Source organism: Aeromonas sp. Y311-2 (assembly GCF_027706025.1).
Classification (GTDB): Bacteria; Pseudomonadota; Gammaproteobacteria; order Enterobacterales; family Aeromonadaceae; genus Aeromonas; species Aeromonas veronii.
Map to the genome: position 1 here is coordinate 22,351 of NZ_JAPDCL010000026.1, position 24,971 is coordinate 47,321.

Below are 24,971 nucleotides of genomic sequence, written 5' to 3' on the forward strand. Positions count from 1 at the left end.
TCGGCTCCAAAACAGGTAGGTTGCTGAGTCAGGCTTCCTGTACTCGGGTCGGCCAGCCCATCTTCTGCTGGCGTTCCACTTCAAAGCGCAGCTCGCTGGCACGCAGGTAGTGTTCATCCATCCAGCCCTTGGGCAGGGTCAGGGTCAGTGACTCCTCTTCTGCCTGCAGGGTGAAGCTGGGCACTGTGCCCTGGGTGCGGCGCATGCAGAGGATCAGCGCGATGCGCAGGATACGGGCCAGGCGGATCGCCTGACGACCGGTGACTGCACCCTGTTTCTCCAGCGGTTCCAGCTTGAATTCGTCCCGCTGGTTGAACAGCAGGGCCGACAACAGCTTCTTTTGCGCAGGGGTAAAGCCCGGCATGTCGATGTTGTCGATGATGTAGGCGGCGTGTTGCGGCGCCTTCTTGTATTCGATACAGAGGCCGATCTCGTGCAGCAGGGCGGCATAACGCAAGATCGGGCGACCGTAGCGTTTGGAGAGTCGCCAGGCCGGTTGCAGCTGGTTGAACGCCTCGACGGCGGTATCGCGCACCCGTTCGGCGTGCTCTTTATCCAGCTGATAGCGGCTGATCAGGCTGTCGGCGGTGCGATCCCGGGCATCACAGTCGTGATTGTTGCCCAGCAGACCGTAGATCAGTCCTTCACGCAGGGCGCCACCCGCGAGGGTCATGCTCTCGATATCGAGGGTTTCGAAGATGGCAATCAGGATGGCGAGGCCGGAGGGGAACACGGTCAGCCGTTCGGCCGCCAGCCCTTCCAGCTGCAGCCGGTCGAGCTTGCCGCAGGCGATGGCCTGACCCATCAGTTCCTGCAGTTTCGGCAGGGTGACCCGTTCGCTCTTCCCTTGCGCCAGCATGATCTCTTGCAGCGCCTGTACCGTGCCTGAGGCGCCAACGCAGGTGCGCCAGCCGAGGATGCGGTAATCTTCCGCCACCTTCTCCAGCACCGCCTTGGCGGCAGCAATCGCCTGCTCGAAACGGGCTTCAGAGAGCTCGCCATCACCAAAGTGATTGTTGAGCCAAGTGACGCAGCCCATGTGCAGGCTGTTGAGCAGTTTTGCTTCGCTATGTTCGCCAATCACCAGTTCGGTACTGGCACCGCCGATGTCGATCACCAGCCGGTTGCCTTCCCCGGCAGAGGTCCAGGAGACCCCTTCATAGATGGTCTTGGCCTCTTCCTCGCCCGAGATGATCTCGATGCTGTGGTTGAGCACCCGTTCCGCTTCGCTGAGGAACTCGTCGACGTTGGTGGCAAGCCGCAAGGTTGCGGTGCCCACCACCCGGATGTTGTCGGCCGGAATGTCCTGCAACTGTTCGGAGAAGAGACGCAAACAGTCCCAGCCCCGCTCCATGGCGGCACGGCTGAGACGAAATTCCGGATCGAGCCCGGCTGCGAGGCGAACCTTGCGCTTGACCTTGGCGACGGTGCGCAGGGCACCGGCGACCTCGCGCACCACCAGCATATGAAAGCTGTTGGAGCCGAGGTCGATAGCGGCATAGAGAGGCGAGTTGTGCAACGGGCCTGTCCTTAGCTCTTGCGCGGCGGACGACGACGGTTGTTGCTGTTGCCACCGCCCTGACGATCCCGCATGTTGCGGTTCACCGGCTGACGGTTGCGGAACACCCGTTTCGGCGGGGTCACATCATCCAGCAGCGCTTCGCGATCATATTTGCTGACCGGAATGGCGTGGTGGATGTACTCCTCGATGGCCGGCAGGTTGAAGGCATAGTCTTCACAGGCCAGGCTGATGGAGTGACCGCTCTTGCCGGCACGACCGGTACGACCGATACGGTGTACATAGTCTTCGGCGTCGTCGGGCAGGTCATAGTTGAAGACGTGGGTCACGTCAGGGATGTGCAGACCACGGGCGGCCACGTCGGTGGCGACCAGAATATCGAGCGCACCCTTGGTGAAATCCTCGAGGATCTTCATCCGCTTCTTCTGCGGCACGTCACCGGTCAGCAGACCGACGCGGTGGCCGTCATTCTCCAGCCAGGCATGGACGTCTTCACAGACATGCTTGGTGTTGGCGAAGACGATGGCTTTTTCCGGCCACTCCTCTTCCATCAGGGAGAGCAGCAGCAACATCTTGTCTTCGTTGGAGGGGTAGAACAGCTCCTCCTTGATCCGCACGCCGGTCATCTGCTCCGGCTCGACCTGCACATGTTCCGGATGGTTCATGTGTTCGTAGGCCAGCTCCTGCACACGCAGGGAGAGGGTTGCGGAAAACAGCATGCTCAGACGCTCGGTCGCGGGCGGCATGCGGCGGAACAGGAAGCGGATGTCCTTGATGAAGCCCAGATCGAACATGCGATCCGCTTCGTCCAGTACCACGACCTGAATGTTGCTCAGATCGATCACCTTGGATTTGAAGTAGTCGATGATGCGGCCGGTGGTGCCGATCAGGATGTCGACGCCCTGCTCCAGCACGGCCAGCTGCTTGTCGTAACCTTCGCCACCGTAGGCGAGGCCGAGTTTCAGGCCGGTAGAAGCAGCGATGCTGTCGGCATCGTTATAGATCTGTACTGCCAGTTCCCGGGTGGGTGCCATGATGATGGCTCTGGGTTGATTAACCAGACGGGGCTTGGTCAGCGGGTGAGTCAGCAAATAGTTGAATGTCGCGGCCAGGAAGGCAATGGTCTTGCCGGTTCCTGTCTGGGCCTGACCGGCGAGGTCATGACCTTCTACCAGCAGTGGCAGAGACAGTGCCTGGATGGGCGTGCAATAGTGAAATCCCTTTGATTCCAGACCAGCCAGAACTTCGGGTTCGAGGCCCATTTGGGCGAATTTGTCGGTCGTTAAGTGTGTTTTGCTCATGGCGGTAGGTTATCAGGTTAGGCTTGCAATAATAAACAGGATCATTTCAAATAGGGCAACTATTGCCTTTGTTGATATGTCAATAAAGCCTTAATTACTGACTGGAGTTGGAGATGAGTGACAAGATTGTTCAGCTGAGCGATGCCAGCTTCGAGGCAGATGTAATCAAAGCCGATGGCGCCGTTCTGGTCGACTTCTGGGCCGAGTGGTGTGGTCCGTGCAAGATGATTGCCCCGATCCTGGAAGAAGTTGCCCAAGAGTACGAAGGTCGCGTGACCGTAGCCAAACTGAACATCGACCATAACTCTGATACTCCGCCCAAGTACGGCATTCGTGGTATCCCGACCCTCTTGCTGTTCAAGAATGGCGAAGTGGCAGCGACTAAGGTCGGTGCACTGTCCAAGACTCAGCTGAAAGAGTTCTTGGACGGCAACCTGTAATAATTAAAGAGGAGCGCATTGCAATAATGCGCTCCTTGTGTTTTATCACCTAGACGCTCATCCCGATTGGTGCTAGTTTATCGCTCGTTTGCTAACCTTTTTGCCTGACTCTTTGCTAACCACAGCCTGGCAATCAAATCCGATCAGCATCAATCCAGCAGACTGTCTCCTCATTTCAATCCTTGCTTACAGACTTTCACCACTATGAATCTGACTGAATTAAAGAACACTCCTGTGTCCGAGCTGGTCAAGCTTGGCGAATCCATGGGGTTGGAAAATCTGGCTCGGGCGCACAAGAAAGATATTATTTTTGCAATCCTCAAGGCGCACGCCAAGGGTGGTGAAGATATCTTTGGCGACGGTGTGCTGGAAATCCTGACCGATGGTTTCGGCTTCCTGCGCAGTGCAGACGGCTCCTATCTGGCAGGCCCGGACGATATCTACGTCTCCCCGAGCCAGATCCGCCGCTTCAACCTGCGTACCGGCGATACCATCTCCGGCAAGATCCGGCCACCGAAAGAGGGCGAACGCTACTTCGCACTGCTCAAGGTCAATGAGGTCAACTACGACCGTCCGGAAAACTCCCGCAACAAGATCCTGTTTGAAAACCTTACCCCCCTGCATGCCAACGAACGTCTGCGTATGGAACGGGGTAATGGCTCTACCGAAGATATCACCGCCCGTGTACTGGACCTGGCTTCCCCCATCGGTAAAGGCCAGCGTGGCCTGATCGTGGCGCCGCCCAAGGCCGGTAAGACCATGCTGCTGCAGAACATCGCCCAGAGCATCGCCTACAACCACCCGGACTGTGAACTGATCGTTCTGCTGATCGACGAGCGTCCGGAAGAGGTGACCGAGATGCAGCGGATGGTGAAAGGTGAAGTGATCGCTTCCACCTTTGACGAACCTGCTTCCCGTCACGTTCAGGTTGCCGAAATGGTGATCGAGAAGGCCAAGCGCCTGGTCGAACACAAGAAAGACGTGGTGATCCTGCTGGACTCCATCACCCGTTTGGCCCGTGCCTACAACACCGTTATCCCGTCATCCGGCAAGGTACTGACCGGTGGTGTGGATGCCAACGCCCTGCACCGTCCCAAGCGCTTCTTCGGCGCCGCGCGTAATGTTGAAGAGGGCGGCAGCCTGACCATCATCGCTACCGCGCTGATCGATACCGGTTCCAAAATGGACGAGGTTATCTACGAAGAGTTCAAGGGTACCGGCAACATGGAACTGCATCTCTCGCGCAAGATTGCCGAGAAGCGCGTCTACCCGGCCATCGACATCACCCGCTCAGGCACCCGTAAGGAAGAGCTGCTCACCTCAGGTGACGAGCTGCAGAAGATGTGGATCCTGCGCAAGATTGTCCACCCGATGGGCGAGATCGACGGTATCGAATTCCTCATCGACAAGCTGGCGATGACCAAGACCAACGACGAGTTCTTCGACGCCATGCGGCGCCAGCAGAAGTAAGTCCGGTCAGAAAATGACGAAACCGCGGCTCTGGTCGCGGTTTTTGTTTATCTGTTTTCCGGTCGCCCTAGTAGTATGAGATCCCGATGTCACATGGATGGAGACGTCATGAAGCCTGTTTTCTGGTTATTGTTGGGGTTGCTGAGTGCAATGCTTGCCTGCGCGCAGAGTGCTCCGGTCGCGGTGACAGCCGAGACGTTGCAGACGCACCAGCGCTATCTGGCGGGCCGTCTGCAGGAGGGGCAATTTGCAGCCATCGACTCTCTGCTGGCGACCCTGAGTCGCGAGCGGCGGGAGTTCCTGCTGTTGCAACTGCTGCGGGATATTCCCGCTACCACCCCTGCATCCCCTGCGTTGCAACAGTGGGTCGAGGCTCAGGCCGACAAGGCCCCCGAGTGGCTCATGGAGCAGCAGGTCGACGGTTTTCTGGTGCAGCAACCTGTCTATGATTTTGCCGCGCAGGCCCGTCAGCTGCTGGGGGAGTGGCAGCTGCAATCACTGATGCACCGCTATCGACAGCAGCTTGTCCAGGGCAGCTTCCAGCTAAAGTCCATCTACTACAGCAGTAACCCCGATCTCGCCATGCAGCAGCAAGCCCTGTTGCTGGCCCTCGACACCTTGCCGCAGCCGATCTGGATGCGGGAGGCGCAAGCGCTGGCCAGCCAAAATATCTATCTGCCCGACAATCACCTGTTGTTCCATCTGTTGCAGCGCACCGGGGAACCGGCGCTCTATAGCATGCTGTGGCGGCGGCCGGCAGATCAGGATGCGCTGCGTGCACTCTCTACCATCAACCGCTTCCATCACGGCAGTGCTGCCAGCGATCTGCTGATTGCCGCCAGTGGCAACGAGGGATTGAAGGGGGCCGCCCTGCGTCAGCTGAGCGCGCTCTCGCCCTTGCCGCCGCAGGCCCAGAAATACCTGCTGGCGGAACTCTCCAACCGTCAATACGGGGCGCTGGTGGCCGGTCTGTTGATGGAGGTGGACGAGCCCCAGCTGCTCTCTGCGCTGGCCAGACGCCTCGGCCAGCGTGACATGCCACCCATTGCACCGAGTCTGCTGCCCGATTCGGGTACACCCGATGGGCAGCCAGGGTTATAATGCGTGACCTCCTGAACCCGGTTGGGAACTTGCATGAAATACAAGGATTTGCGTGATTTCATCGCGCAGCTGGAACAAAACGGACAACTCAAGCGCATCACCCGCGAGATAGATCCCTATCTGGAGATGACCGAGATCAGCGATCGCACCCTGCGTGCGGGTGGCCCGGCTCTGCTGTTCGAAAATCCCAAAGGCTACACCATGCCGGTGCTGACCAACCTGTTCGGTACCCCGGATCGGGTTGCCATGGGCATGGGCCAGCCCGATGTGGGCGCCCTGCGTCAGGTCGGGGTCTGGCTCTCCTATCTCAAGGAGCCCGAGCCGCCCAAGGGATTCAAGGAGCTGATGGAGAAGCTGCCGATCTTCAAGCAGGTGCTCAACATGCCGACCAAGCGCCTCTCTTCCGCCCCCTGCCAGCAGGTGGTGCAGGAGGGAGATGCGGTCGATCTCGACCAGATCCCGATCCAGCACTGCTGGCCCGGCGATGTGGCGCCGCTGGTCACCTGGGGCCTCACCATCACCCGTGGCCCCTACAAGAAGCGCCAGAACCTCGGCATCTATCGCCAGCAGAAGATCGCCAAAAACAAGCTGATCATGCGCTGGCTGGATCATCGTGGCGGTGCCATCGATTTTCGCGAGTGGCAGGAGGCCCATCCCGGTGAGCGATTTCCGGTGGTGGTGGCACTCGGTGCCGATCCCGCGACCATTCTCGGCGCGGTGACGCCGGTGCCGGATACTCTCTCCGAATATGCCTTTGCCGGTCTGCTGCGTGGCAGCCGTACCGAGGTGATCAAGGCCATCAGCTGCGATCTGGAGGTGCCCGCCAGCGCCGAGATCGTGCTGGAAGGGTATCTGGAGCCGGGTGAGATGGCGCCGGAAGGCCCTTATGGCGACCACACCGGCTACTACAACGAGGTGGACGACTTCCCGGTCTTCACCATCACCCACATCACCAAGCGGCGCGATGCCATCTATCACAGCACCTACACCGGCCGTCCGCCCGATGAACCGGCGGTGCTGGGTCTGGCGCTGAACGAGGTGTTCGTGCCGCTGCTGCAGAAGCAGTTCCCCGAGATTGTGGACTTCTATCTGCCGCCGGAGGGGTGCTCCTACCGGATGGCGGTGGTGACCATCAAGAAGCGTTACCCGGGCCACGCCAAGCGGGTGATGCTGGGAGTCTGGTCATTCCTGCGCCAGTTCATGTACACCAAGTTCGTGGTGGTGTGTGACGATGACGTCAACGCTCGCGACTGGAAGGATGTGATCTGGGCCATCACCACCCGGATGGACCCGGCACGGGACACCACCTTGATCGAGCACACCCCGATCGACTATCTGGACTTCGCCTCGCCGGTCTCCGGCCTCGGCTCCAAAATGGGGCTGGATGCCACCAACAAGTGGCCGGGAGAGACCAATCGGGAGTGGGGTCAGCCCATAGTTCAGGATGAGGCGGTGAAGCAGAAGGTCGATGCCATCTGGGATGAGCTCAATATCCTCGGATGAGGCGAACATGACAGCTTTGCTGCAAAAAGTGATGCGATCCGCACTGATTTGAGTATTCTCGACTGACGGGGCCAGGGCTGCTGGTCGTCACTCCATAGTGAAACAATGAGCGAAGCGGGCCGAGCGAGCCCGCCACAAGGACAAGAATGCAACGTATCAAATGCCGCGTAGAGGAACTGCGCGAATATGTCGACACCATCTGGCATGTGGCCCTGACGCCGCAGCAAGCGATCAGCTTCAAGCCGGGCCAGTATCTGCTGGTGGTGATGAGCGATTCGGACAAGCGCCCCTTCTCCATCGCCAACTCGCCGACCCGCCCGGGCGTGCTGGAGCTGCAAATCGGTGCTACTCCCGAGAACGCCTACGCCGGTCAGGTGCTGGCCCGCATGCGCGAGCAGGGGGAGATCGAGGTCGAATTGCCGGCTGGCAAGGCGTTCCTGCGCGATGAATCCCCCCGTCCGCTGATCCTGATGGCGGGCGGCACCGGTTTCTCTTACGCCCGCTCCATTCTGGAGTACCTGATCGACACGGGCAGCAAGCGTCCGGTGTTCTTCTACTGGGGTGTGCGTCAGGCTCACTGGCTCTATGAGCTGGAGCAGATGCAGCAGTGGGAGCGTGACTATGCACCGCTCACCTTCATTCCGGTGGTGCAGGAGCCTGAGGCTGACTGGACCGGCAAGAGCGGGCTGGTGCACAAGGCGATCATGGATGACTTCGTCAGCCTCCACGACTACGACATCTATGTCGCCGGCCGTTTCGAGATGGCGGGTGCCGCGCGGGAGGAGTTCAAGATCCTTGGCGCCGAGCCGGAGCGCATCTTTGGTGATGCCTACGAATTTATCTGACGGGATCCCCGTCTGGATGACGCAGCCCCCGGTTTGGCCGGGGGCTTTTGTTTTTAGGGCTGCCGCAGTACCGGATCATCCCGAATGAGCGGATTATCGCGGCGTTATCCCATTATTTTTCAATATTTTGGCTATGAGTGGCTACTAATCGAGCCTAGCTGATGGCATCTTTGTGGGGGATTGACAAGAGCATCCATAGAGCAAGCACAAGGAGGGGCAGTGTTGAGTGAAGAGGGCAGGGCATCTGCGGAGGATGACAGGGGAGAGACAGGCTCTGTCGAGCGGGTCGCAACGCTGATCCCGTCCCCTCATGGCGGTGAAATGGCCCGTTTGCAGGCAGAGATCGCCGCTTTGAAGCATGAAAATGGCTTGTTGCAGGAGAAGCTCAATGCCGCCCTCGATGGCACCGGCATTTGTCTCTGGCAGGGCACCATTCCCACCGGCGAGCTGCGGGTCTTCAATCTGCAGAACTTTCAGGCCGGTGACATGGCCCCTCATTTCGATCAGTGGAGCGCCAAGCTCCATCCCGACGATCGCGCCCATGCCATGGGCAACTACTTTGCCCACCTTGAGGGGAAAACCCCCTTCTATGAAGCCGAATACCGCACCATCAACCCGCAAGGCGAGGTCACCTGGCTGTGGGATAGGGGACGGGTCGTCGATCGGGATGGCGATGGCAAGCCGCTGCGGATCATGGGCTCCCATATCGATATCACCCAGCGCAAGGCTTATGAGCAACGACTGGCGGAGCGTGCCAACAGCGACGCGCTGACCGGCTTGCTCAACCGGCAGGGGTTTGGCAAGGCGTTTGCCCAGCTACAGCCGCAAGGGGCGGGGGCGCTGCTCTTTATCGATCTGGATGATTTCAAGGGGATCAATGACCAGCTGGGGCACGCCTGCGGCGATCTGGTGTTGCAGCAGATGGCGGACTGGCTGCGCCTTATTATGCCTGGCTCGGCGCTATGTGGCCGTTACGGCGGCGACGAGTTTGTGGTGCATCTGCACCGGGATGTGTCGAGCCATGGCCTGGCGCAACTGGCTGACGCCCTGATCAGCCGGATGCACGGCTATGTGCCCAAACCCGGTTGCCCGCAACGGGTGGGGCTGAGTATCGGCATCGCCCTGTGGGAAGAGGAGCCATTGAGCTTCCGGCAGGCATTGGAGGTTGCCGACCGTGCCATGTATGAGGCCAAGGCACGCGGCAAGCGGGCCTGGTATCTGCTTCAGGTGTGATGTTTTTTACAGGTTCAATACAAAGCAAAAACCCCAGCCGAGCTGGGGTTTTTGTTATTCGCCTTTGGCGCCGACCTGCTGCTCGAGCTGAGCCAGCTTGCTTTCGAGGGCGGCCAGTTTTTCACGGGTACGCAGCAGCACCTTGGTCTGCACGTCGAACTCTTCGCGGCTGACCAGATCCAGCTTGCCCAGCTGGGCCTGCAGTACCTGACGCATCTTCTTCTCGGCCTCTTCACCCATGCTGCGAATGCCGGGCGGCAGGGAGTTGTGCACCTGCTTGGCGATCTCTTCCAGTTTCTTCGGGTCGATCATGATGTCCTCCTTAAGCGTTGGCGGACATTCTACCGACAATTCCCTCACTTTGCCGAGATCGCGGCGGCTTTTTAGTCGTGATGGTGCCCGCTGGCTGGTCGGGTCTGGTGATGGGGCTACAACTGCTACCCTTGCGCCCCTTTGTTAACCTGAAACCATGACATGCACCACAAAGCTGAGCCAGAACTGTCCGGCATGAGTCTTATTTGGTGTTGGTTTTATGTTAACGTTTTGCAGTCGAGGTCGTGATGACCCCGTTGGCTTGTGATGGATAACAACCTTATAAAAAGAGAATAAAAAATGAAGAAGAAGCTAATTTATGCAGCTGTTGTCAGCGCCCTGCTGGCCGGATGTGGTGGAGATGACAACAAGGGAGACACCACCAGCTCCCTCGACTACGTCCTGAGTGGCGCCAACGGGGTGCGCCCGAGTGTGCTGGCCCCCCGAGCCAGCGACGGTACCCTGAAGTTTTCGACAGAAACGGCTGATCTGTCGAACCCGGTATCTGCCCTATCCACCCTTGATGGCTGGTCAACCACCCAACCCGTCCAGCTGGTACCGGCGACCGTGACCGGTGTCTCTGTGCCGGCACCGGCGGCCAGCGAGTATGCTTCTGCCGTTGCGCCCCTCTACCTGCTCGAGCTCACGCTGGATCCGGTCACTCTGCAACCCAACGGAGTCAAGGGCGGCAAGCCACTGGTTTATGGGACCGACTTTGTGGTCACTGGCGGGGACGGCAAGCTCAATCTGGTTCCGCTCAAGCCGCTCAATCCCTCTTCTTACTACATGATCGTGGCGACCGATGCCCTCAAGGACAGTCGCGGCACACCGCTCAGGGCGGGAGGCGATTACAGCAGCTTCAAATCGACAGCTGGCGCAACTACTCAGGAGCAGACCATCAACGGCCTGATCTCGCTGCAGGAAGGTCTGTTCAAAGCGGCCACCGGGATCACCAGCGATCGGGTGATCTTCTCCGACTGGTTTGCCACCCAATCTGGTGCCGATGTGCTGCTGGCAGTGAAAAGTGCCGCTGCTTCGGTGCTGAAGAGCCCGAGCCTGGACGCCGCGGTGCTGTGGAAACAGGATGCCAAGGGCAACACCAGCCTGCCAGCAACCTATACCATCAACGGTCTTAATGGCGGGGTGGATTTTCTGACCCAGCTGGCGAATGAGCAATTCTTGCCGCAGAAAGATCGTGATGCGATTGCTGCCGCTGTGGCGGCTAATGGCATCCTAAACGGGGTCGCAGCGGTGACCAAGGTGTATACCGGTACCGTCAAGCTCCCTTACTTCCTCTCTACTCCAGCGATAGCAGGCTCCTGGGACAAGGCCAAGACCCAATCCTGGCACGGCGCCATTCCCAGCCTCTATACCATCGCCAACGCGCTGAAAGCGGGTGATACCGAGGTGATCGGTGGGCTGGTCGGGGCGGGCGTGGACCCGGCATTGCTGGGTGAGCTGATCGCCGACCCGAGCCGTCAGAGTGAACTGCTGACCGAGGCGAGCAAGCTGATCGGGGTGACCCTCACCTCTGGTGGCAAGCCGCTGGATGCCGAGCGCAATATCGGCCGTTTCAACCCGTTGCCGACCCTGAGCGAAGTACAATCGGTACCGCTGCGGATCTTCGCACCGACGACCAACTTGAGCACTGTCACTGATGTGATCATCTATCAGCACGGCGTCACCTCCATCAAGGAGAACGCCTATGCGCTGGCGCTGGGCCAGATAGGTGCCGGGTTAGACCCATCAGTGAACAAGGTGGTTGCTGTGGTGGTGATCGATCACCCGCTGCACGGCGAACGTGGCTACGCCCTGAGCAACAGCATGGCGACGGTGACCACATCGGAGAACCCGCTCCCCTATCTGAACCTCAACTATCTGACGGTGGCGCGGGACAATCTGAAACAGAGCGTGGCCGATCTGCTGGGACTGCGACTGGCTGTCGGTCTGGCCAACACCCAGGGATTGGGTGGCCAATTGGGTGGTGCCGGTCTGAAAGTTCACTTCCTCGGTCACTCACTTGGTGCCATTACCGGGGCCAATCTGCTGGCTGTCGCCAACCAGACCACCGGCAGTGCTCAGGCTGATGCCTTGTTCAAGTTCGATACCGGTGGTCTGGCGATGCCGGGTGGCGGCATCGCGCCGCTGTTGCTCAACTCGCCGAGCTTCGGGCCGACCATCAAGATGAGCGTGCTTACCTCGGGCAGTCCGGCGCTGAAAGCGGGCTTTACCGCCTATGCACCTAATTGCAAAACGGCTGCCGCCACTTGCTTCGTCAACGAGTTCCTGCCCAGTCTGGATGCGGCCACGCAGGCGGGTGCGGCGAGCACCTTGCAGAGCTATACCTTTGCCGCCCAGTCAGTGCTGGACTCTGCGGACCCGATCAATCTGGGCAGTGGCGTCGCCAAGAGCTTCCCGCTGTTCGCCACCGAAATTGTGGGCGATGGTGCCCTCAACCTTCCGGATCAAGTGATCCCCAACAGCATCGCCTCTGCTCCGCTGGGTGGCACCGAGCCGCTGTTCCGGGTGTTGGGTTTGCAAGAGCTGAAAGGGTCCGGCGTGCTCCCGGCGGGTCACCATGCTGCGCGCTTCCTGAAAGGGGGCCATAGCTCGCTGCTGGCTCCTGACGAGAACTTCGATCAGGCTGGCGCGGTCACCACCGAGATCCAGACCCAGTTCGCCAGCTTCTTTATGAGTGGCGGTGCGGCGGTCAAGGTGACTGACGACACCCTGATCAAGCAGTAACTGCCCATCGCGTAAAAAACGCCGCCCCTCGGGGCGGCGTTCTCGTTTCTGCAACTGCTGAAAAATCAGGTCGGCTGGTGGTTGCGATCCAGCCAGCCTTGCAGCAGGCCGACCAGCAGGCCGGTCAGGTGGGCGATGTTGGCGGTGCTGGTGCCGAGCATGTCAAAGAAGCCGAGCACCATCCAGAACAGCATAAAGCCCATCAGCGCCGGTGGCAGAGTGAGGCCGCAGGCCGGTTGCAGCTTGCTGCGTAGCCAGCAGTAGCCGAGCAGGGCATAGACCACGCCGGAGAGACCGCCAAACAGCGGGCCGCTGGCAAAGAACTCGGCGATATTGGGCAGGGCGGCGCCCACCAGCAGCAGGATCAGCAGCTTGCCGCTGCCGAGGCGCTGCTCGATCTGGCCGCCGAGATACCACCACCACAGCAAGTTGAACACCAGATGGAGCACCGAGAAGTGGATCAGGGCGGGGGTGAAATAACGCCACGCCTGCCAGTCGGTGAACTGGGCCAGCGTCGGGTGGAATGCCAGTTCATCGTAGATTGGCAGGCCGATGGCCTCGATCCCGTAGATGGCGAGACAGGCGATGATCACCACCAGCGTCAGTGGCCCCGCCTGATGGAGGAAATCGGTGATGGGGTCCGTCATCCCCTTGCTGTAGTCGATGCGGGCATCGGCGCGGCCGGATTGCCAGGAGGCTTCCATATAGCGCGGGTGGCCCGGCTCGGCCAGAAAGCGCTTCACCTCCAGCTGGGCCTGAGCGAGGCGTTGCTCGTCCGCCAGCCAGATGGTGACCCCCAGCTCGGACTGGGTCAGCTCGCAGGAGATGCCCAGCGTCGCCAGATAGTCCACCAGCGCCTGCGCCATGCGGGCATTGTCGAGCACCAGCAGCTGGATCATGCCTCGCCTGCCTCGATGGGAAACTCCCGGCGCCACGCCTCGAAGCCGCCATCCATGCTGTAGACCTCGTCATAACCCTGTTGCAGCAGGTATTGGGCCGCCCCCTGACTGCTGTTGCCGTGATAGCACATCACGATGACCGGGGTATCGAAATCCACTTCATTCATAAAGCGCACCAGCGTGCCATTGGTGAGGTGGAAGGCGCCGACCGCGTGGGCCGCTTCAAAGGATTGCGGGTCGCGAATATCCACCAGACGGGCTTCACCCGAGCTCAGTTTCTGGTGGGCATCATGGGCATTGATATGGGCAAACTGGTCCATCGGGATGTCCTGCGAATAGGTTGATTACGGGCCAGTGTACCGCAAGCTTGGGCGCAAACTAACCCCACAAAAGATAAGGGAGCCAGCGGCTCCCTTGTTGATATGGCATGCGGGGCAGTGGGTTAACCGCCCAGATAGGCCTGCCGCACTGCCGGGTTGGCCAGCAGGGCGGCGCCCGTGTCTTGCAGCACCACGTGGCCGTTCTCCAGCACATAACCGCGGTCGGCCAGCTTGAGCGCCTGGTTGGCGTTCTGCTCCACCAGAAAGATGGTCATCCCCTTCTGGCGCAACTGCTCTATGGTGTCGAAGATCTGCTGGATGACGATGGGGGCCAGCCCCAGCGAGGGTTCATCCAGCAGCAGCAAGCGCGGCTTGCTCATCAGGGCGCGGCCGATGGCCAGCATCTGTTGCTCGCCGCCGGACATGGTGCCTGCCCGCTGTTCCAGTCGCTCATGCAGGCGCGGGAACAGGGTAAAAACCTGATCCAGCAGGCCATGCTGCTCGGCCTTGTCAACGAAGAAGGCGCCCATCAGCAGGTTCTCCTCCACCGTCAGGCGGGCGAAGATACGGCGCCCCTCCGGCACCACGGCGATATCCTTGCGCATGATGCGGGCGGTGGTGAGGGAGCTGATCTGTTCCCCCTCAAACCAGATGGAGCCGCTGCTGGGCTTGGGTTCGCCGCAGAGGGTCATCAGCAGGGTGGTCTTGCCTGCGCCGTTGGCGCCGATCAGGGTGACGATTTCCCCCTCTTTCACCTCGACGCTGACATCGTGCAATGCCTGAATTTTGCCGTAGTGGGTCGATACGTTGCGAAGTTCTAACATCTTGTTGTCCTTACGACTCGCCCAGATAGGCCTTGATCACTGCCGGGTTGTTACGGATCTCATCCGGCTTGCCATGGGCCAGCGGGGTGCCCTGGCTGACCACGAAGATGCGGTTGGAGATGCCCATCACCAGCTTCATATCGTGCTCGATCAGCAGCACCGAGACCCCGAACTCGTCCCGCAGGCTCATGATCAGCTCATCCAGCTCGTCGGTCTCCTTCGGGTTGAGACCGGCGGCCGGTTCGTCCAGCATCAGCAGCTCGGGACGGGTCGCCATGCAGCGGGCGATCTCGAGGCGGCGCTGCTGACCGTAGGCCAGATTACCGGCGGCGCGGTTGGCAAGATCTTTGAGGCCCACTTTATCCAGCCAGAAGGCGGCCCGCTCCAGCCCCTCCTGTTCCGCCCGGCGGAAGGCCGGGGTCTTGAACAGACCGGCGATAAAGCTGGTGTTGAGGTGCTGGTGCTGGGCAACCAGCAGGTTCTCCACCGCTGTCATCTCCTTGAACAGCCGCACGTGCTGGAAGGTACGCACAATCCCCTTGCGGGCGATGAGATGGCCGGGCAGCCCCTGGATCTCCTCACCCTTGTAGCGGATGGTGCCGCCGCTCGGACAGTAGAAGCCGGTCAGGCAGTTGAAGATGGTGGTCTTGCCCGCACCGTTGGGGCCGATGATGGAGATCACCTCGCCCTTGTCGATATCCAGTTTGACCCCGTTGACGGCCAGCAGGCCCCCGAAGCGCATCGACAGATCAGAGACTTCCATTAACTTCTGATGTGTACTCATTTCTTCAACTCCAGATGCGGACGGGTCATCGGCAGCAATCCCTGTGGCCGCCAGATCATCATGAACACCATCAAGAGGCCGAACATCAGCATGCGATACTCGTTGAACTCGCGGGCCAGCTCCGGCAGCACCGTCATCACGATGGCAGCCAGCACCACCCCGATCTGGGAGCCCATGCCACCCAGCACCACAATCGCCAGCACAATGGCCGATTCGATAAAGACGAAGGATTCCGGGCTGATAAAGCCCTGCCGCGAGGCAAAGAAGCTGCCGGCAAAGCCCGCGAAGGTGGCGCCTATGGTGAAGGCGGTCAGCTTGATGATGGTGGGGTTGAGCCCCAGCGATTTGCAGGCGATTTCGTCCTCCCGCAGCGCTTCCCAGGCGCGGCCAAGGGGCATCCGCAGCAGGCGGTTGATGACAAACAGGGTCACCACCACCAGCACCAGCGCCATCAGGTAGAGGAAGATCACCTTGTGGTTGGCGTTGTAGGTAATGCCGAAGAAGTTGTGGAAGGTATCAAAGCCCCCATCCTTGACGGTGCGGTTGAACTCCAGACCCCCCAGCGTCGGCTTGGGAATGCCGGATATACCGTTCGGGCCGCCGGTCAGGGTGGTCATATTGTTGAGCAGAATGCGGATGATCTCGCCAAAACCGAGGGTGACGATGGCCAGATAGTCCCCCCGCAGCCGCAGCACCGGGAAACCGAGCAGGAAGCCGAAGGTGGCGGCCATCAGTCCGGCGATGGGCAGGCACTCCCAGAAGCTCAGCCCGAAGTAGGTGTTGAGCAGGGCATAGCTGTAGGCGCCGACTGCGTAGAAGCCGACATAGCCGAGATCGAGCAGGCCGGCGAGGCCGACCACCACGTTCAGCCCCAGCCCCAGCATGATGTAAATCAGGGTAAGGGTGGCGAGATCGATGGCGCCGCGAGAGGCCATAAAGGGCCAGCTCACCGCGAACAGCAGTACCAGCACGGCGGTGAGGTTATAGAGCTTGGGCGCCTCTTCCGGGCTCGGTAGCACCAGCTTGGTGAAGCCGACCGAGAAACCGCTGATGGAGGCCTGAAACAGCTTGGCAATCTGGCCGCGCAGCATCTGGAACCAGAAAACGAGGGTGGCGCCCCCCAGTAGCCAGGCCAGCGACACATCGAGGCGGCTCACTACCTGCAGGCTGGAGCCATCGGTCTCCAGCTTGAAGCCGAGCAGCCAGAAGGAGAGCACCAGCAGCACCAGGCTTGCGATACAGGCGTGGATAAATTGATGTTTCATCACACTTTCTCCACTTCCGGACGACCCAGGATGCCAGTAGGCATAAAGAGCAGCACAAAAATGAGCAGGGCAAACGCCATCACATCCTTGTACTCGGTGCTGAGATAACCGGCGGTGAGCGCTTCAACCACACCGAGCAGCAGGCCGCCCAGTACGGCGCCCGGAATGCTGCCGATACCGCCCAATACAGCGGCAGTGAAGGCCTTCAGACCGGCCATAAAGCCGAGGTAGGGGTTGATGACGCCGTAATACATGCCGAGCAGCACCCCGGCGACGGCGGCCAGCGCGGCTCCCAGCACGAAGGTGATGGAGATGACCACGTGGGTGTCGATGCCCAGCAGGTTGGCCATCTTGATATCTTCCGAACAGGCGCGGCAGGCGCGCCCCATGCGGGAGCGGCCGATGAACTGGGTCAGCGCCAGCATGGTGATGAAAGTCACCACGAAGATGATCAGCTGCATATAGGAGAGGCTGGCCTGAAAACCATCCTCACCCCCCAGGGTCCAGCCACCGGAGATCAGGCTGGGCATGGCGATATCCCGCGAGCCCTGAGCCATCCGCATCATGTTCTGCAGGAAGATCGACATGCCGATGGCGGAGATGAGGGGGATCAGCCGGTTGCCACCGCGCAGTGGCCGGTAGGCGACCCGCTCGATGCTCCAGCCATAGGTGCCGGTGATGATAATACTGACCAGGAAGGCGCCTCCCAGCAGTAGAAAGGTGCTGTCGATGCCCATCATCATGAGCCCCGCCATCACCATAAAAGCGACATAGGAGCCGATCATGTACACCTCGCCGTGGGCGAAGTTGATCATGCCGATGATGCCATAGACCATGGTGTAGCCAATGGCGATCAACGCATAGGTGCTGCCTATAGTTAATCCGTTCAGCAGTTGCTGAACCAGATAGAGGAGGTGTTCGGACATACTGCGTTCCCTGTACTTGCCCGCAAAGAGAGGAGGGGGTGAGCGTACTCACCCCCGATCGGCAGATTATTTGACTTGGCTGGAAGTACCGTCAGCGTGCCACTGGAACACACCGAATTCGAAGCCTTTCAGGTCACCGTTCGGTGCCCAGGTCAGGGGGCCCATCACGGTATCGATCGGCGCAGCCTTGATGGCGGCGGCAACGGCGGCCGGGTCATCTTCACCCGCCTTGGCGATACCGGCTGCCAGGGTTTGCACCGCGGCATAGGTAGTCCAGACGAACGGGCCGGAGGAGTCCTGACCCTTGGCCTTGAACGCCGCTACCAGCGGGGCGTTGGCAGGCACCAGATCGTATTTGTTCGGCAGGGTCACCAGCAGGCCTTCGGAAGCCGGGCCGCCGATGGCGGAGATATCCTTGTTACCCACTCCTTCCGGGCCCATGAACTTGGCTTTCAGCCCCTTCTCGCCAGCCTGACGCAGGATCAGACCCAGCTCAGGGTGATAGCCGCCGTAGTAGACGAAATCGACGTTCTCTTTCTGCAGTTTGGCGATCAGGGCGGAGAAGTCCTTGTCACCGGCGGTGATCCCTTCAAAGGCCACCACTTTCACGCCAGCCTTGTCGAGCGCGGCTTTCACGCTGGAGGCTATGCCTTCGCCATACTGCTTCTTGTCGTGGATAACGGCCACGCGCTGGGGTTTGACCTGCTCGATGATGTACTTGGCGGCAGTCGGGCCCTGATCGCTATCCAGGCCGATGGTGCGCAAGGTCAGCTGGTAACCGCGCTCGGTGATCTTGGGGTTGGTGGAGGCGGGGGTGACCATCAGGATCCCCTCGTCTTCATAGATGTCGGAGGCGGGCAGGGTGTTGTCGGAGCAGAGGTGACCGACCACGAACTTGACGCCATCGTTCACCACCTTGTTGGCAACGGCCACCGCCTGCTTGGGATCGCAGGCATCGTCATAGACGACCGCTTCGATCTGCTTGCCATTGATGCCGCCAGCCTTGTTGATCTGCTCGACCGCCATCTTGCCGCCGGTGAACTGCATGTCCCCGTACTGGGCGACCGGGCCGGTGACCGGGCCTGCGATACCGATCTTGATGGTGTCTGCCGCGTGAGCGATGGAGATCGATCCAAACAGAGCCAAAGAAACCGCTGCGCCAACTGTGATTTTGCTCAACTTATGCATTGATTCGTCCCTTAATCAGTGGATTGTTTCATTTCCGTGTGCCATTCCGGATCTACATCCCGTGCATCCGGCTATAGGTATGGTTCTATCATTCCTCACGGGGCAATAACAAGCTGTTAAAGATACTAACCAGAGGGGGTTGGATGGGTGGATTTTGAAATAAATGACCTGTTATTTTCTGCTAATCAGAGCTTAATTTTGATTTGTTGACTTAACATCTTGGTAACGAGAGGCTATTCTGACAAACGCCAGAGGATTAATCTGGCGATATTTTACTCTGACAGCGCTCCCATTTTGACCAGAATCCATTTGCGCAAACAGAAATGAGCGCCTAAATTAGCCGGCATTGACAATTCCGTGGCAGAGCTCGTTAAAACCAAGCCTTTATTCGGGAAATCTGCTAATGTTCCGCCTTTGACAGTCAGGAGACAGAGATGGCCACTATCAAGGATGTCGCCTCGCGCGCAGGCGTATCCATCTCCACCGTCTCACATGTGCTCAACCACACTCGGCGGGTCAGCGAAGACGCGACCCAGAAAGTGATTGAGGCGGTGGCAGAACTCAACTACGCGCCCAACTCGGTAGCGCGCAGTCTTAAAATAAATTCGACCAAGACCATTGGTATGCTGGTGACCACCAGCGTAAACCCCTTCTTCGCAGAAGTGGTGCAAGGGGTTGAAGCGTACTGCTTCGAACAGGGCTACAGCCTGATCCTCTGCAACACCGAAAACCAGCCGCCTCGCCAACAGCATTATCTGAGAATGCTGATGGAAAAACGGGTGGATGGACTGCTGGTATTGGGTACCGATATCGACACCCCGTTGCGTGACATGCTGCGCATCCACAAGAACGTGCCGCAGGTGGTACTGGATTGGGGCACGGAGTGCGATTTCGCCAACGTTATCAACGACAACGCCCGCATCGGCGCCCGCATGGCCGTTCGCCATCTGCTGGAGCTGGGGCACCGCGACATCGTCTGCATCACTGGCCAGCTCTCCAAGCCGACCACCCAGCAGCGACTGGACGGGGTACGTGATGCGCTGGGCGAGCACGGTCTGACCCTCAAAGATGAACAGGTCTTTGAAGGGGACTACGAGAGCCAGAGCGGCTTCGATGCCATGCAGCGCATCCTGGCCCTGCAGCCTCGTCCGACCGCGGTCTTTGCCTTCGACGATCCCATGGCGATCGGCGCGATTTGCGCTGCCTGGGAAGCCGGAGTCAAGGTGCCGGACGATATCTCCATCATCGGCTACGACGATGTGGAGATGGCGCGCTTCTCCAGCCCGCCGCTGACCACCATCCGTCACCCGAAGGCCGAACTGGGCCAGCTGGCGGTGAAGCATCTGGTCAGCCGGATCCGCAACAAGGAGCTGGAAGTGGAATCGATGACGGTACAGCCCGAGCTGATTGTCCGTCGCTCGGTCAAACCGCTGCGTTAATCCACGCCCGTTGCCAACACGAAAAACCCCCTCTGTCACGAGGGGGTTTTTGTTTATGGGCTGGTTACTTTCAACCTGTGGCTCGCAGTGCCGATCTCGGCCTTGTGAGTGAATATTCCCCCCGTTTGACCCACCTCGCATTTTGCCTGTTAATCGTTTGATCAATATCAACAAAGGGTTAAGTTCTGATGGACTCCCGACTTAACCGTTCCATCCTGTAGGTTGGGTATGACTGTCAAGGATGGTGTCTTATGTTCCCCCCTCGCAAGCTGGGTCACCAGATCACGCTGCTGGCAATCGGCGGCATCGTATTGCTCGCCGTGGTGCTGCTTACCTTTAATCTGTTTGAAAATCGCCAGCGGGCGCTCGCGGCCGAGCAGGCTGCACTGCGGAGCCAGCTCCAGAACGTGGAAGCGGTGATCAAAAATACCAGCCATGAAACCGTGCTGGCGGCGACCCTGATCGCCCAGCGGCCGGATGCAGCCAAGGCGGTGGCCGACAAGGATTGGCAGACCCTCGCCAATCTGTTTGATCCGCTCTGGCCCGCCATCAAGGCGCAGGGGATCGAGCAGTTCCAGTTCCACCTGCCGCCAGCAACATCTCTTTATCGGGTACACAAGCCGGAAAAACACGGTGATGACCTCTCTGCCATTCGCCCCACTGTGGTTGAGGTGAATCGCGAGCATCATGCCGTTGGCGGGCTGGAGATTGGCGTGGCTGGTACCGGTTTGCGCGGGGTCGTGCCGGTCACCTTCAACGGGCAGCCGGTCGGTTCGGTGGAGTTCGGTCGTGCCCTGGATGAAAAGCTGTTTGGCCAACTGCTGGACAAGCAGGTACAGCTCGCCATCTATCTGTTTGAGCAGGGCAAGCTGGTGACGCTGGTTGGCACATCCCGGCTTGGTGAGGCGATGGAGTGGTATCAGCCGGTACTGGCCGGTGAGGAACGTTTCGTCAATATGACGCAACAGGGGAGTGATTTGCTGGTGATGGCGGCACCCCTGCGCGATTACTCCGGCAAGGCGGTCGGTATCATCGAGTTGACCCGGGATCACAGTCTGGTCGTGGCCGATCTGGCTCGTCAGGGCTGGCAGATGGCGATCATCTCTCTGGTCGGGGCTCTGGTGATTGCCATGGTGATGGCGTTCGCACTCAATCGCATCAATCGTCCGCTGCTCGACAGCGTCAAGGCGCTGGAGGCGCTGGCCAATGGCTCCGGCGATCTCGGCAGCAAGCTGCCGGTGGCGGGGCCGGAGGAGATCCGCCGCCTCGGGTCGGCGTTCAATGGCTTTGTTGCCAAGATCCGCGACACCATCAGCCAGCTCACCGCCACTCTGGGCGAACTGGCTGGCGAGAGCGAGCGGCTGTCGCGCAGTGCGGCGGGCAACCTTGGCAGCATGACGCGCCAGCAGGAGCAGACCACCCAGCTAGCCACCGCCATGACCGAGATGACCAGCACGGTACACGAGGTGGCCAACAACACGGCACAGGCGGCCGAAGCGGCCAACGAAGCGGACAATCAGGCGGTCACCGGTGATGAGGTGGTGCAGCAGAGCGTCAACATGATCGAACAGCTGGCGGAGGAGATCGCCAGCGCGGGCAACACGGTGAAAGAGGTCGCCAAGGCCAGCGAGCAGATTGGCTCTGTGCTGGCGGTGATCCAGTCCATCGCCGAGCAGACCAACCTGCTGGCCCTCAACGCCGCCATCGAGGCGGCCCGGGCCGGGGAACAGGGGCGCGGTTTTGCGGTGGTGGCCGACGAGGTGCGCTCGCTGGCCGGGCGCACCCAGCACTCCACCGCCGAGATCCGCGGCACCATCGAGCAGTTGCAACGGGCGGTGGGCACCACGGTGACCATGATCGAACACAGCGTCTCGCGGGCGGGGGAGTCGGTGGAGCGGGCCAATCAGGCGGGAGAAGCCCTAGGCCGGATCAAGGGGGCGGTCAACAGCATTCGCGACATGAACACCCAGATCGCCGCTGCCTCGGAGGAGCAATCCTCGGTGAGCGACGAGATCACCCGCAATATCGTCAGCGTCCACGAGATCTCCCAGGCCACCACGCTGGTGGCGCGGGATACCGCCCATATCGCCAGCCATGTGGCGACCCTGGTGGACAAGCTGGGGGATCTGGCCGGACAGTTCCAGGATGGTTCCAACGTGCGGATGGTGCTGAGTCGCGCCCGCGCCGCTCACATGGGCTGGAAGACCCGGGTGCGTGCCTATCTGGATGGGCAGGAGGGGCTGTCGCGCAGCGAGGCGGTCAGTGACAAGGAGTGCCGCCTTGGCCACTGGTACTTCAGCGAAGGGCAGGCATGCTGCGGCGATCAACCCGCCTTCAGGGCGATGGCCGCCCCCCACGCCAGATTGCATCAGGTGATCCAGCAGATTATCGAGCTGAAAAATCAGCACAAGCATGAAGAGGCGGAGGCGCTCTACCGCGAGATCGAGCAGAACTCAGAGCAGGTAGTGGGCTGCATCGATCAGCTGCTGCAGGAGATGACCAAGCCGGAGCGTTAATGACGAGCGGATCGGATAGCCAAAGGGCTGACAGCGATGTCAGCCCTTTTTCATGGTGCGGGTCTGGGGCGAGGTTACTGCTCCGGACGCAGATCCTGATAACGGGCGGCGGTGATGAACTGGCCGAAGGTTTCACACCAGACGATCACGCTGCTGTAGCGGGCCGGGTCGATCGTGGCGGGCAGCGGCACGATAAAGTTGTCGAAGGTCTTCACCGGCCCGACTCGCACCATCTGATCCTTGAGGCGGGCAAAATCGGCTTCGGTCTCGACAAACTCGGGGGAGAGGTAGAGCTGGTAGTCCGGCCCGGGGGCCAGCTTGCCCATCAGACTGATGGCATCCTGCCCTATGCTCACCTTGCCCTCCCCCCAGTGCAGCCGATCGCTGTCTTTCAGATCCCGGCGAAAGGTGCCGTGGAATCTCGCTTGCTGCTGGCTGGCCGCTACCAGCTCGGTATCAGGGGCGGGTGGCGCGATCAGGATTGGTAGGGTGTAGACACCGGCGGCAAACCCTGCCGCCGCGACCAGCAGATGGGTGCCCAGCAGCAGGGCCATGGTTTTGCGTTTCATGATATCTCGGTCGTTGATGAACAGGTGCCAGCATCATAGCAGTGGTGCTGGCTAAACCGCTTGTCATCCAGCGCTATGGAGCCGGATGTTTGCGCAGCCGCGGTTGATATGGCTTACAGGCTGGCGAAATCCACCTCGGGCAGGGTTTCGAAGCCGGGGCCATGATGGATTTGACAATGACCAATCAGTACCAAGTTGCATACTCCGCAGGCCTGTAGGTTCGCTTAGTGCAGCGCAATCGGACTCGCTAGGGGGTGTTGTCTCGGCTGTTTCAGTGAGTCAGTTGCGGCCAGCCGGAGGGGGGAAATCGGGGATAGCTGTAGAGGAAAGAGCGATATACAACAAGTCTTAATTAGATCTTCTGCTAATCAATGGCTATGGGTTGGCAAGAGGGATATGTCATAGCCCCGAGAGTATTTTCCTCTCGGGGCGTGATATCCAGAAGAGCATGCTATAAAAGCAAAAAGCCTCAGGAATTGACCACCAAATTACTGTTCGGTTAATTGCAGTGTCGCCATAATTGGCAAATGATCGCTGACGGTTGGCCAATTGATACCAGCATAAACACCAGTCTTGGCTGGAATGGTGACATTTTTTATATTCCAGCGCTGCGCATTGCTGGTAAAAATGTAATCAACCCCGATTTCAGGGTTATTTGCAGGCCATGTACGATGCTCCCGATTTAGTGGGGTGATCGAGTTCCAGTATTTTGTGACTTCCTTGATGCTGGTGGTTTCTGGCGTGTCATTAAAATCACCCATGAGCACTTTTATGCCACGAATTTCAATTGTCCGGTCATTAAGCTCCTGGATTTGGCCAATCCGTATTTCTGGATTCTCCTTGGTATCCAGATGGGTGTTGATTGCGGTAATAGTGGCCGGGAAGCCCGGCACGGAAACTTCGGTGATCAGCGCTATTCGTTGTTCTCTGTTACCGGATGGCAGTTGTACAATTTCTTTGGTTTTGATCGGATATTTTGACAAGAATGCCAAACCATATTTACCACCATCGAAGTCAATTGCTGCACCAAACACACCGTTCATGCCGGTGAGTTTTTTTAATTCAGCCAAGTGATCGATATTACCACTGCGCTTTGTTAGTTGATCAACTTCCTGCAATGCAACAATATCAGCTGAACTAGCCTTTATTGCTGCTGCAATAGAGCTGATATTTGACACTTTTGCCGCACCAATATTGAAAGTGGCAACAGTGATGGATGGACCTTTATTTTGTGCAAACACCTTGTTGGGTAACCCGTTCATGGCGCTGGCCACTTCACGGCTGTTCTGGTTGTTGTTGGCTCGCCCATCCTGAGCATTGGCACAGAGTGGAAGTGTTAGCGCCCCAATGAAAAAAAGACTGTATAGTTTGTTCATAAATATCTCTATAGAAAATGCTGTCTTTTGCGTGATTTTTTATCGGAAAAGGAATGATTTTATGGAGGTTTTTATATTCAACCTCTGATTTTTATACACTAAGTTTTCGATGAGAATTAACCAAGTTGTTTTTGCTGTTATTGTGATGCAGCCCACTATTCAGGAGTTTCAATTGCCCCATTATTAAGCAGGTATTTATAAAAAAAATAATAGCAGTGTGAATGGTGCCAGCCATAGTTGATCGGCGTCAGGCAGACATACCACAAGCTACCACTTTCTGTAGGTGCGATTAGCTCAGCGTAATCGGACGAACGAGAAGCTTTGATTGCGGTTGTTGCCGTGCAACAGCGTCGGCCAGCCGGAGGTGGAAATTCGGCTGGCGGTTATGGCGGGAGA

General features: G+C 59.1%; 21 protein-coding genes. 9 read left to right on the top strand and 12 right to left on the bottom strand.

The genetic code is table 11. The features are described from left to right. Positions 1-28 precede the first annotated feature (28 nt). A complete protein-coding gene (gene gppA, locus OKC42_RS19285) occupies positions 29-1,519 on the bottom strand; it encodes a guanosine-5'-triphosphate,3'-diphosphate diphosphatase (protein WP_021229247.1) in 1,491 nt (496 codons plus the stop codon). Between the two features lie 11 nt (positions 1,520-1,530). After that, complete coding sequence (rhlB, locus tag OKC42_RS19290) at positions 1,531-2,820, bottom strand: ATP-dependent RNA helicase RhlB (protein WP_005339414.1); 1,290 nt, start codon at positions 2,818-2,820, stop codon at positions 1,531-1,533. A 113-nt stretch (positions 2,821-2,933) separates the two neighbouring features. Here rhlB and trxA point away from each other — a divergent pair, with 113 nt between their 5' ends. The 6 genes from trxA (at position 2,934) to OKC42_RS19320 (ending at position 9,412) form a co-directional block, all read left to right on the top strand. Continuing rightward, a complete protein-coding gene (gene trxA, locus OKC42_RS19295) occupies positions 2,934-3,260 on the top strand; it encodes a thioredoxin TrxA (RefSeq protein WP_005339416.1) in 327 nt (108 codons plus the stop codon). 204 nt (positions 3,261-3,464) lie between these two features. Next, positions 3,465-4,730: a transcription termination factor Rho gene (rho, locus tag OKC42_RS19300; protein WP_005339417.1), complete on the top strand. Its 1,266-nt coding sequence runs from the start codon at positions 3,465-3,467 to the stop codon at positions 4,728-4,730. A gap of 108 nt (positions 4,731-4,838) precedes the next feature. After that, positions 4,839-5,831, top strand: a complete 993-nt coding sequence (locus OKC42_RS19305; RefSeq protein ID WP_236357866.1) for a hypothetical protein — start codon at positions 4,839-4,841, stop codon at positions 5,829-5,831. Positions 5,832-5,864: 33 nt separating this feature from the next. Then, positions 5,865-7,334, top strand: coding sequence for a 4-hydroxy-3-polyprenylbenzoate decarboxylase (gene ubiD / locus OKC42_RS19310; RefSeq protein WP_108541182.1), 1,470 nt, complete (start codon positions 5,865-5,867; stop codon positions 7,332-7,334). Positions 7,335-7,480: 146 nt separating this feature from the next. Further along, positions 7,481-8,179, top strand: a complete 699-nt coding sequence (gene fre / locus OKC42_RS19315; RefSeq protein WP_005339423.1) for an NAD(P)H-flavin reductase — start codon at positions 7,481-7,483, stop codon at positions 8,177-8,179. A gap of 219 nt (positions 8,180-8,398) precedes the next feature. Further along, positions 8,399-9,412: a GGDEF domain-containing protein gene (locus OKC42_RS19320; protein WP_244776119.1), complete on the top strand. Its 1,014-nt coding sequence runs from the start codon at positions 8,399-8,401 to the stop codon at positions 9,410-9,412. A 54-nt stretch (positions 9,413-9,466) separates the two neighbouring features. Here OKC42_RS19320 and ubiK read toward each other — a convergent pair whose 3' ends face one another. Further along, complete coding sequence (ubiK, locus tag OKC42_RS19325; protein WP_270820663.1) at positions 9,467-9,724, bottom strand: ubiquinone biosynthesis accessory factor UbiK; 258 nt, start codon at positions 9,722-9,724, stop codon at positions 9,467-9,469. Between the two features lie 300 nt (positions 9,725-10,024). On the opposite strand from ubiK, the gene OKC42_RS19330 reads away from it, so the two are divergent. After that, on the top strand, positions 10,025-12,469 hold the full coding sequence (locus OKC42_RS19330; RefSeq protein WP_270820664.1) for a VolA/Pla-1 family phospholipase: 2,445 nt from the start codon (positions 10,025-10,027) through the stop codon (positions 12,467-12,469). 65 nt (positions 12,470-12,534) lie between these two features. Here the strand turns inward: OKC42_RS19330 and glpG are convergent, their stop codons facing one another. The 7 genes from glpG to OKC42_RS19365 all read right to left on the bottom strand — a co-directional run bounded on the left by glpG (position 12,535) and on the right by OKC42_RS19365 (position 18,675). Beyond that, positions 12,535-13,368 carry a rhomboid family intramembrane serine protease GlpG gene (glpG, locus tag OKC42_RS19335; protein WP_005339431.1) on the bottom strand — a complete coding sequence of 278 codons (834 nt, stop codon included), beginning with the start codon at positions 13,366-13,368 and terminating at the stop codon, positions 12,535-12,537. After that, a complete protein-coding gene (glpE, locus tag OKC42_RS19340; protein WP_270820666.1) occupies positions 13,365-13,688 on the bottom strand; it encodes a thiosulfate sulfurtransferase GlpE in 324 nt (107 codons plus the stop codon). Before glpE ends, glpG begins: the two co-directional genes overlap by 4 nt. A gap of 122 nt (positions 13,689-13,810) precedes the next feature. Further along, positions 13,811-14,512: an ABC transporter ATP-binding protein gene (locus OKC42_RS19345; protein WP_005339433.1), complete on the bottom strand. Its 702-nt coding sequence runs from the start codon at positions 14,510-14,512 to the stop codon at positions 13,811-13,813. A gap of 10 nt (positions 14,513-14,522) precedes the next feature. Beyond that, positions 14,523-15,296: a high-affinity branched-chain amino acid ABC transporter ATP-binding protein LivG gene (livG, locus tag OKC42_RS19350; protein ID WP_005339435.1), complete on the bottom strand. Its 774-nt coding sequence runs from the start codon at positions 15,294-15,296 to the stop codon at positions 14,523-14,525. Further along, the gene (locus OKC42_RS19355) at positions 15,293-16,561 is read right to left on the bottom strand and encodes a high-affinity branched-chain amino acid ABC transporter permease LivM (protein WP_005355922.1); all 1,269 of its coding nucleotides are present in this window, start codon (positions 16,559-16,561) and stop codon (positions 15,293-15,295) included. The genes livG and OKC42_RS19355 overlap by 4 nt, the downstream gene beginning before the upstream one ends. Next, entirely contained in the window at positions 16,561-17,487 is a 927-nt protein-coding gene (livH, locus tag OKC42_RS19360) for a high-affinity branched-chain amino acid ABC transporter permease LivH (RefSeq protein WP_005339439.1), read from the bottom strand. The genes OKC42_RS19355 and livH overlap by 1 nt, the downstream gene beginning before the upstream one ends. Before the next feature lie 66 nt (positions 17,488-17,553). Continuing rightward, complete coding sequence (locus OKC42_RS19365; RefSeq protein ID WP_005339442.1) at positions 17,554-18,675, bottom strand: branched-chain amino acid ABC transporter substrate-binding protein; 1,122 nt, start codon at positions 18,673-18,675, stop codon at positions 17,554-17,556. A 434-nt stretch (positions 18,676-19,109) separates the two neighbouring features. Here OKC42_RS19365 and OKC42_RS19370 point away from each other — a divergent pair, with 434 nt between their 5' ends. After that, positions 19,110-20,114 (top strand): substrate-binding domain-containing protein, encoded by a 1,005-nt coding sequence (locus OKC42_RS19370; protein WP_005355925.1) that lies wholly within the window; start codon positions 19,110-19,112, stop codon positions 20,112-20,114. 251 nt (positions 20,115-20,365) lie between these two features. Then, entirely contained in the window at positions 20,366-22,630 is a 2,265-nt protein-coding gene (locus tag OKC42_RS19375) for a methyl-accepting chemotaxis protein (protein ID WP_088868123.1), read from the top strand. 74 nt (positions 22,631-22,704) lie between these two features. Here the strand turns inward: OKC42_RS19375 and OKC42_RS19380 are convergent, their stop codons facing one another. Together OKC42_RS19380 and OKC42_RS19385 are read right to left on the bottom strand one after the other, a co-directional pair. Continuing rightward, entirely contained in the window at positions 22,705-23,199 is a 495-nt protein-coding gene (locus OKC42_RS19380; protein WP_236297792.1) for a DM13 domain-containing protein, read from the bottom strand. Positions 23,200-23,687: 488 nt separating this feature from the next. Continuing rightward, entirely contained in the window at positions 23,688-24,575 is an 888-nt protein-coding gene (locus OKC42_RS19385; protein ID WP_005357351.1) for an endonuclease/exonuclease/phosphatase family protein, read from the bottom strand. Positions 24,576-24,971: the final 396 nt, after the last annotated feature.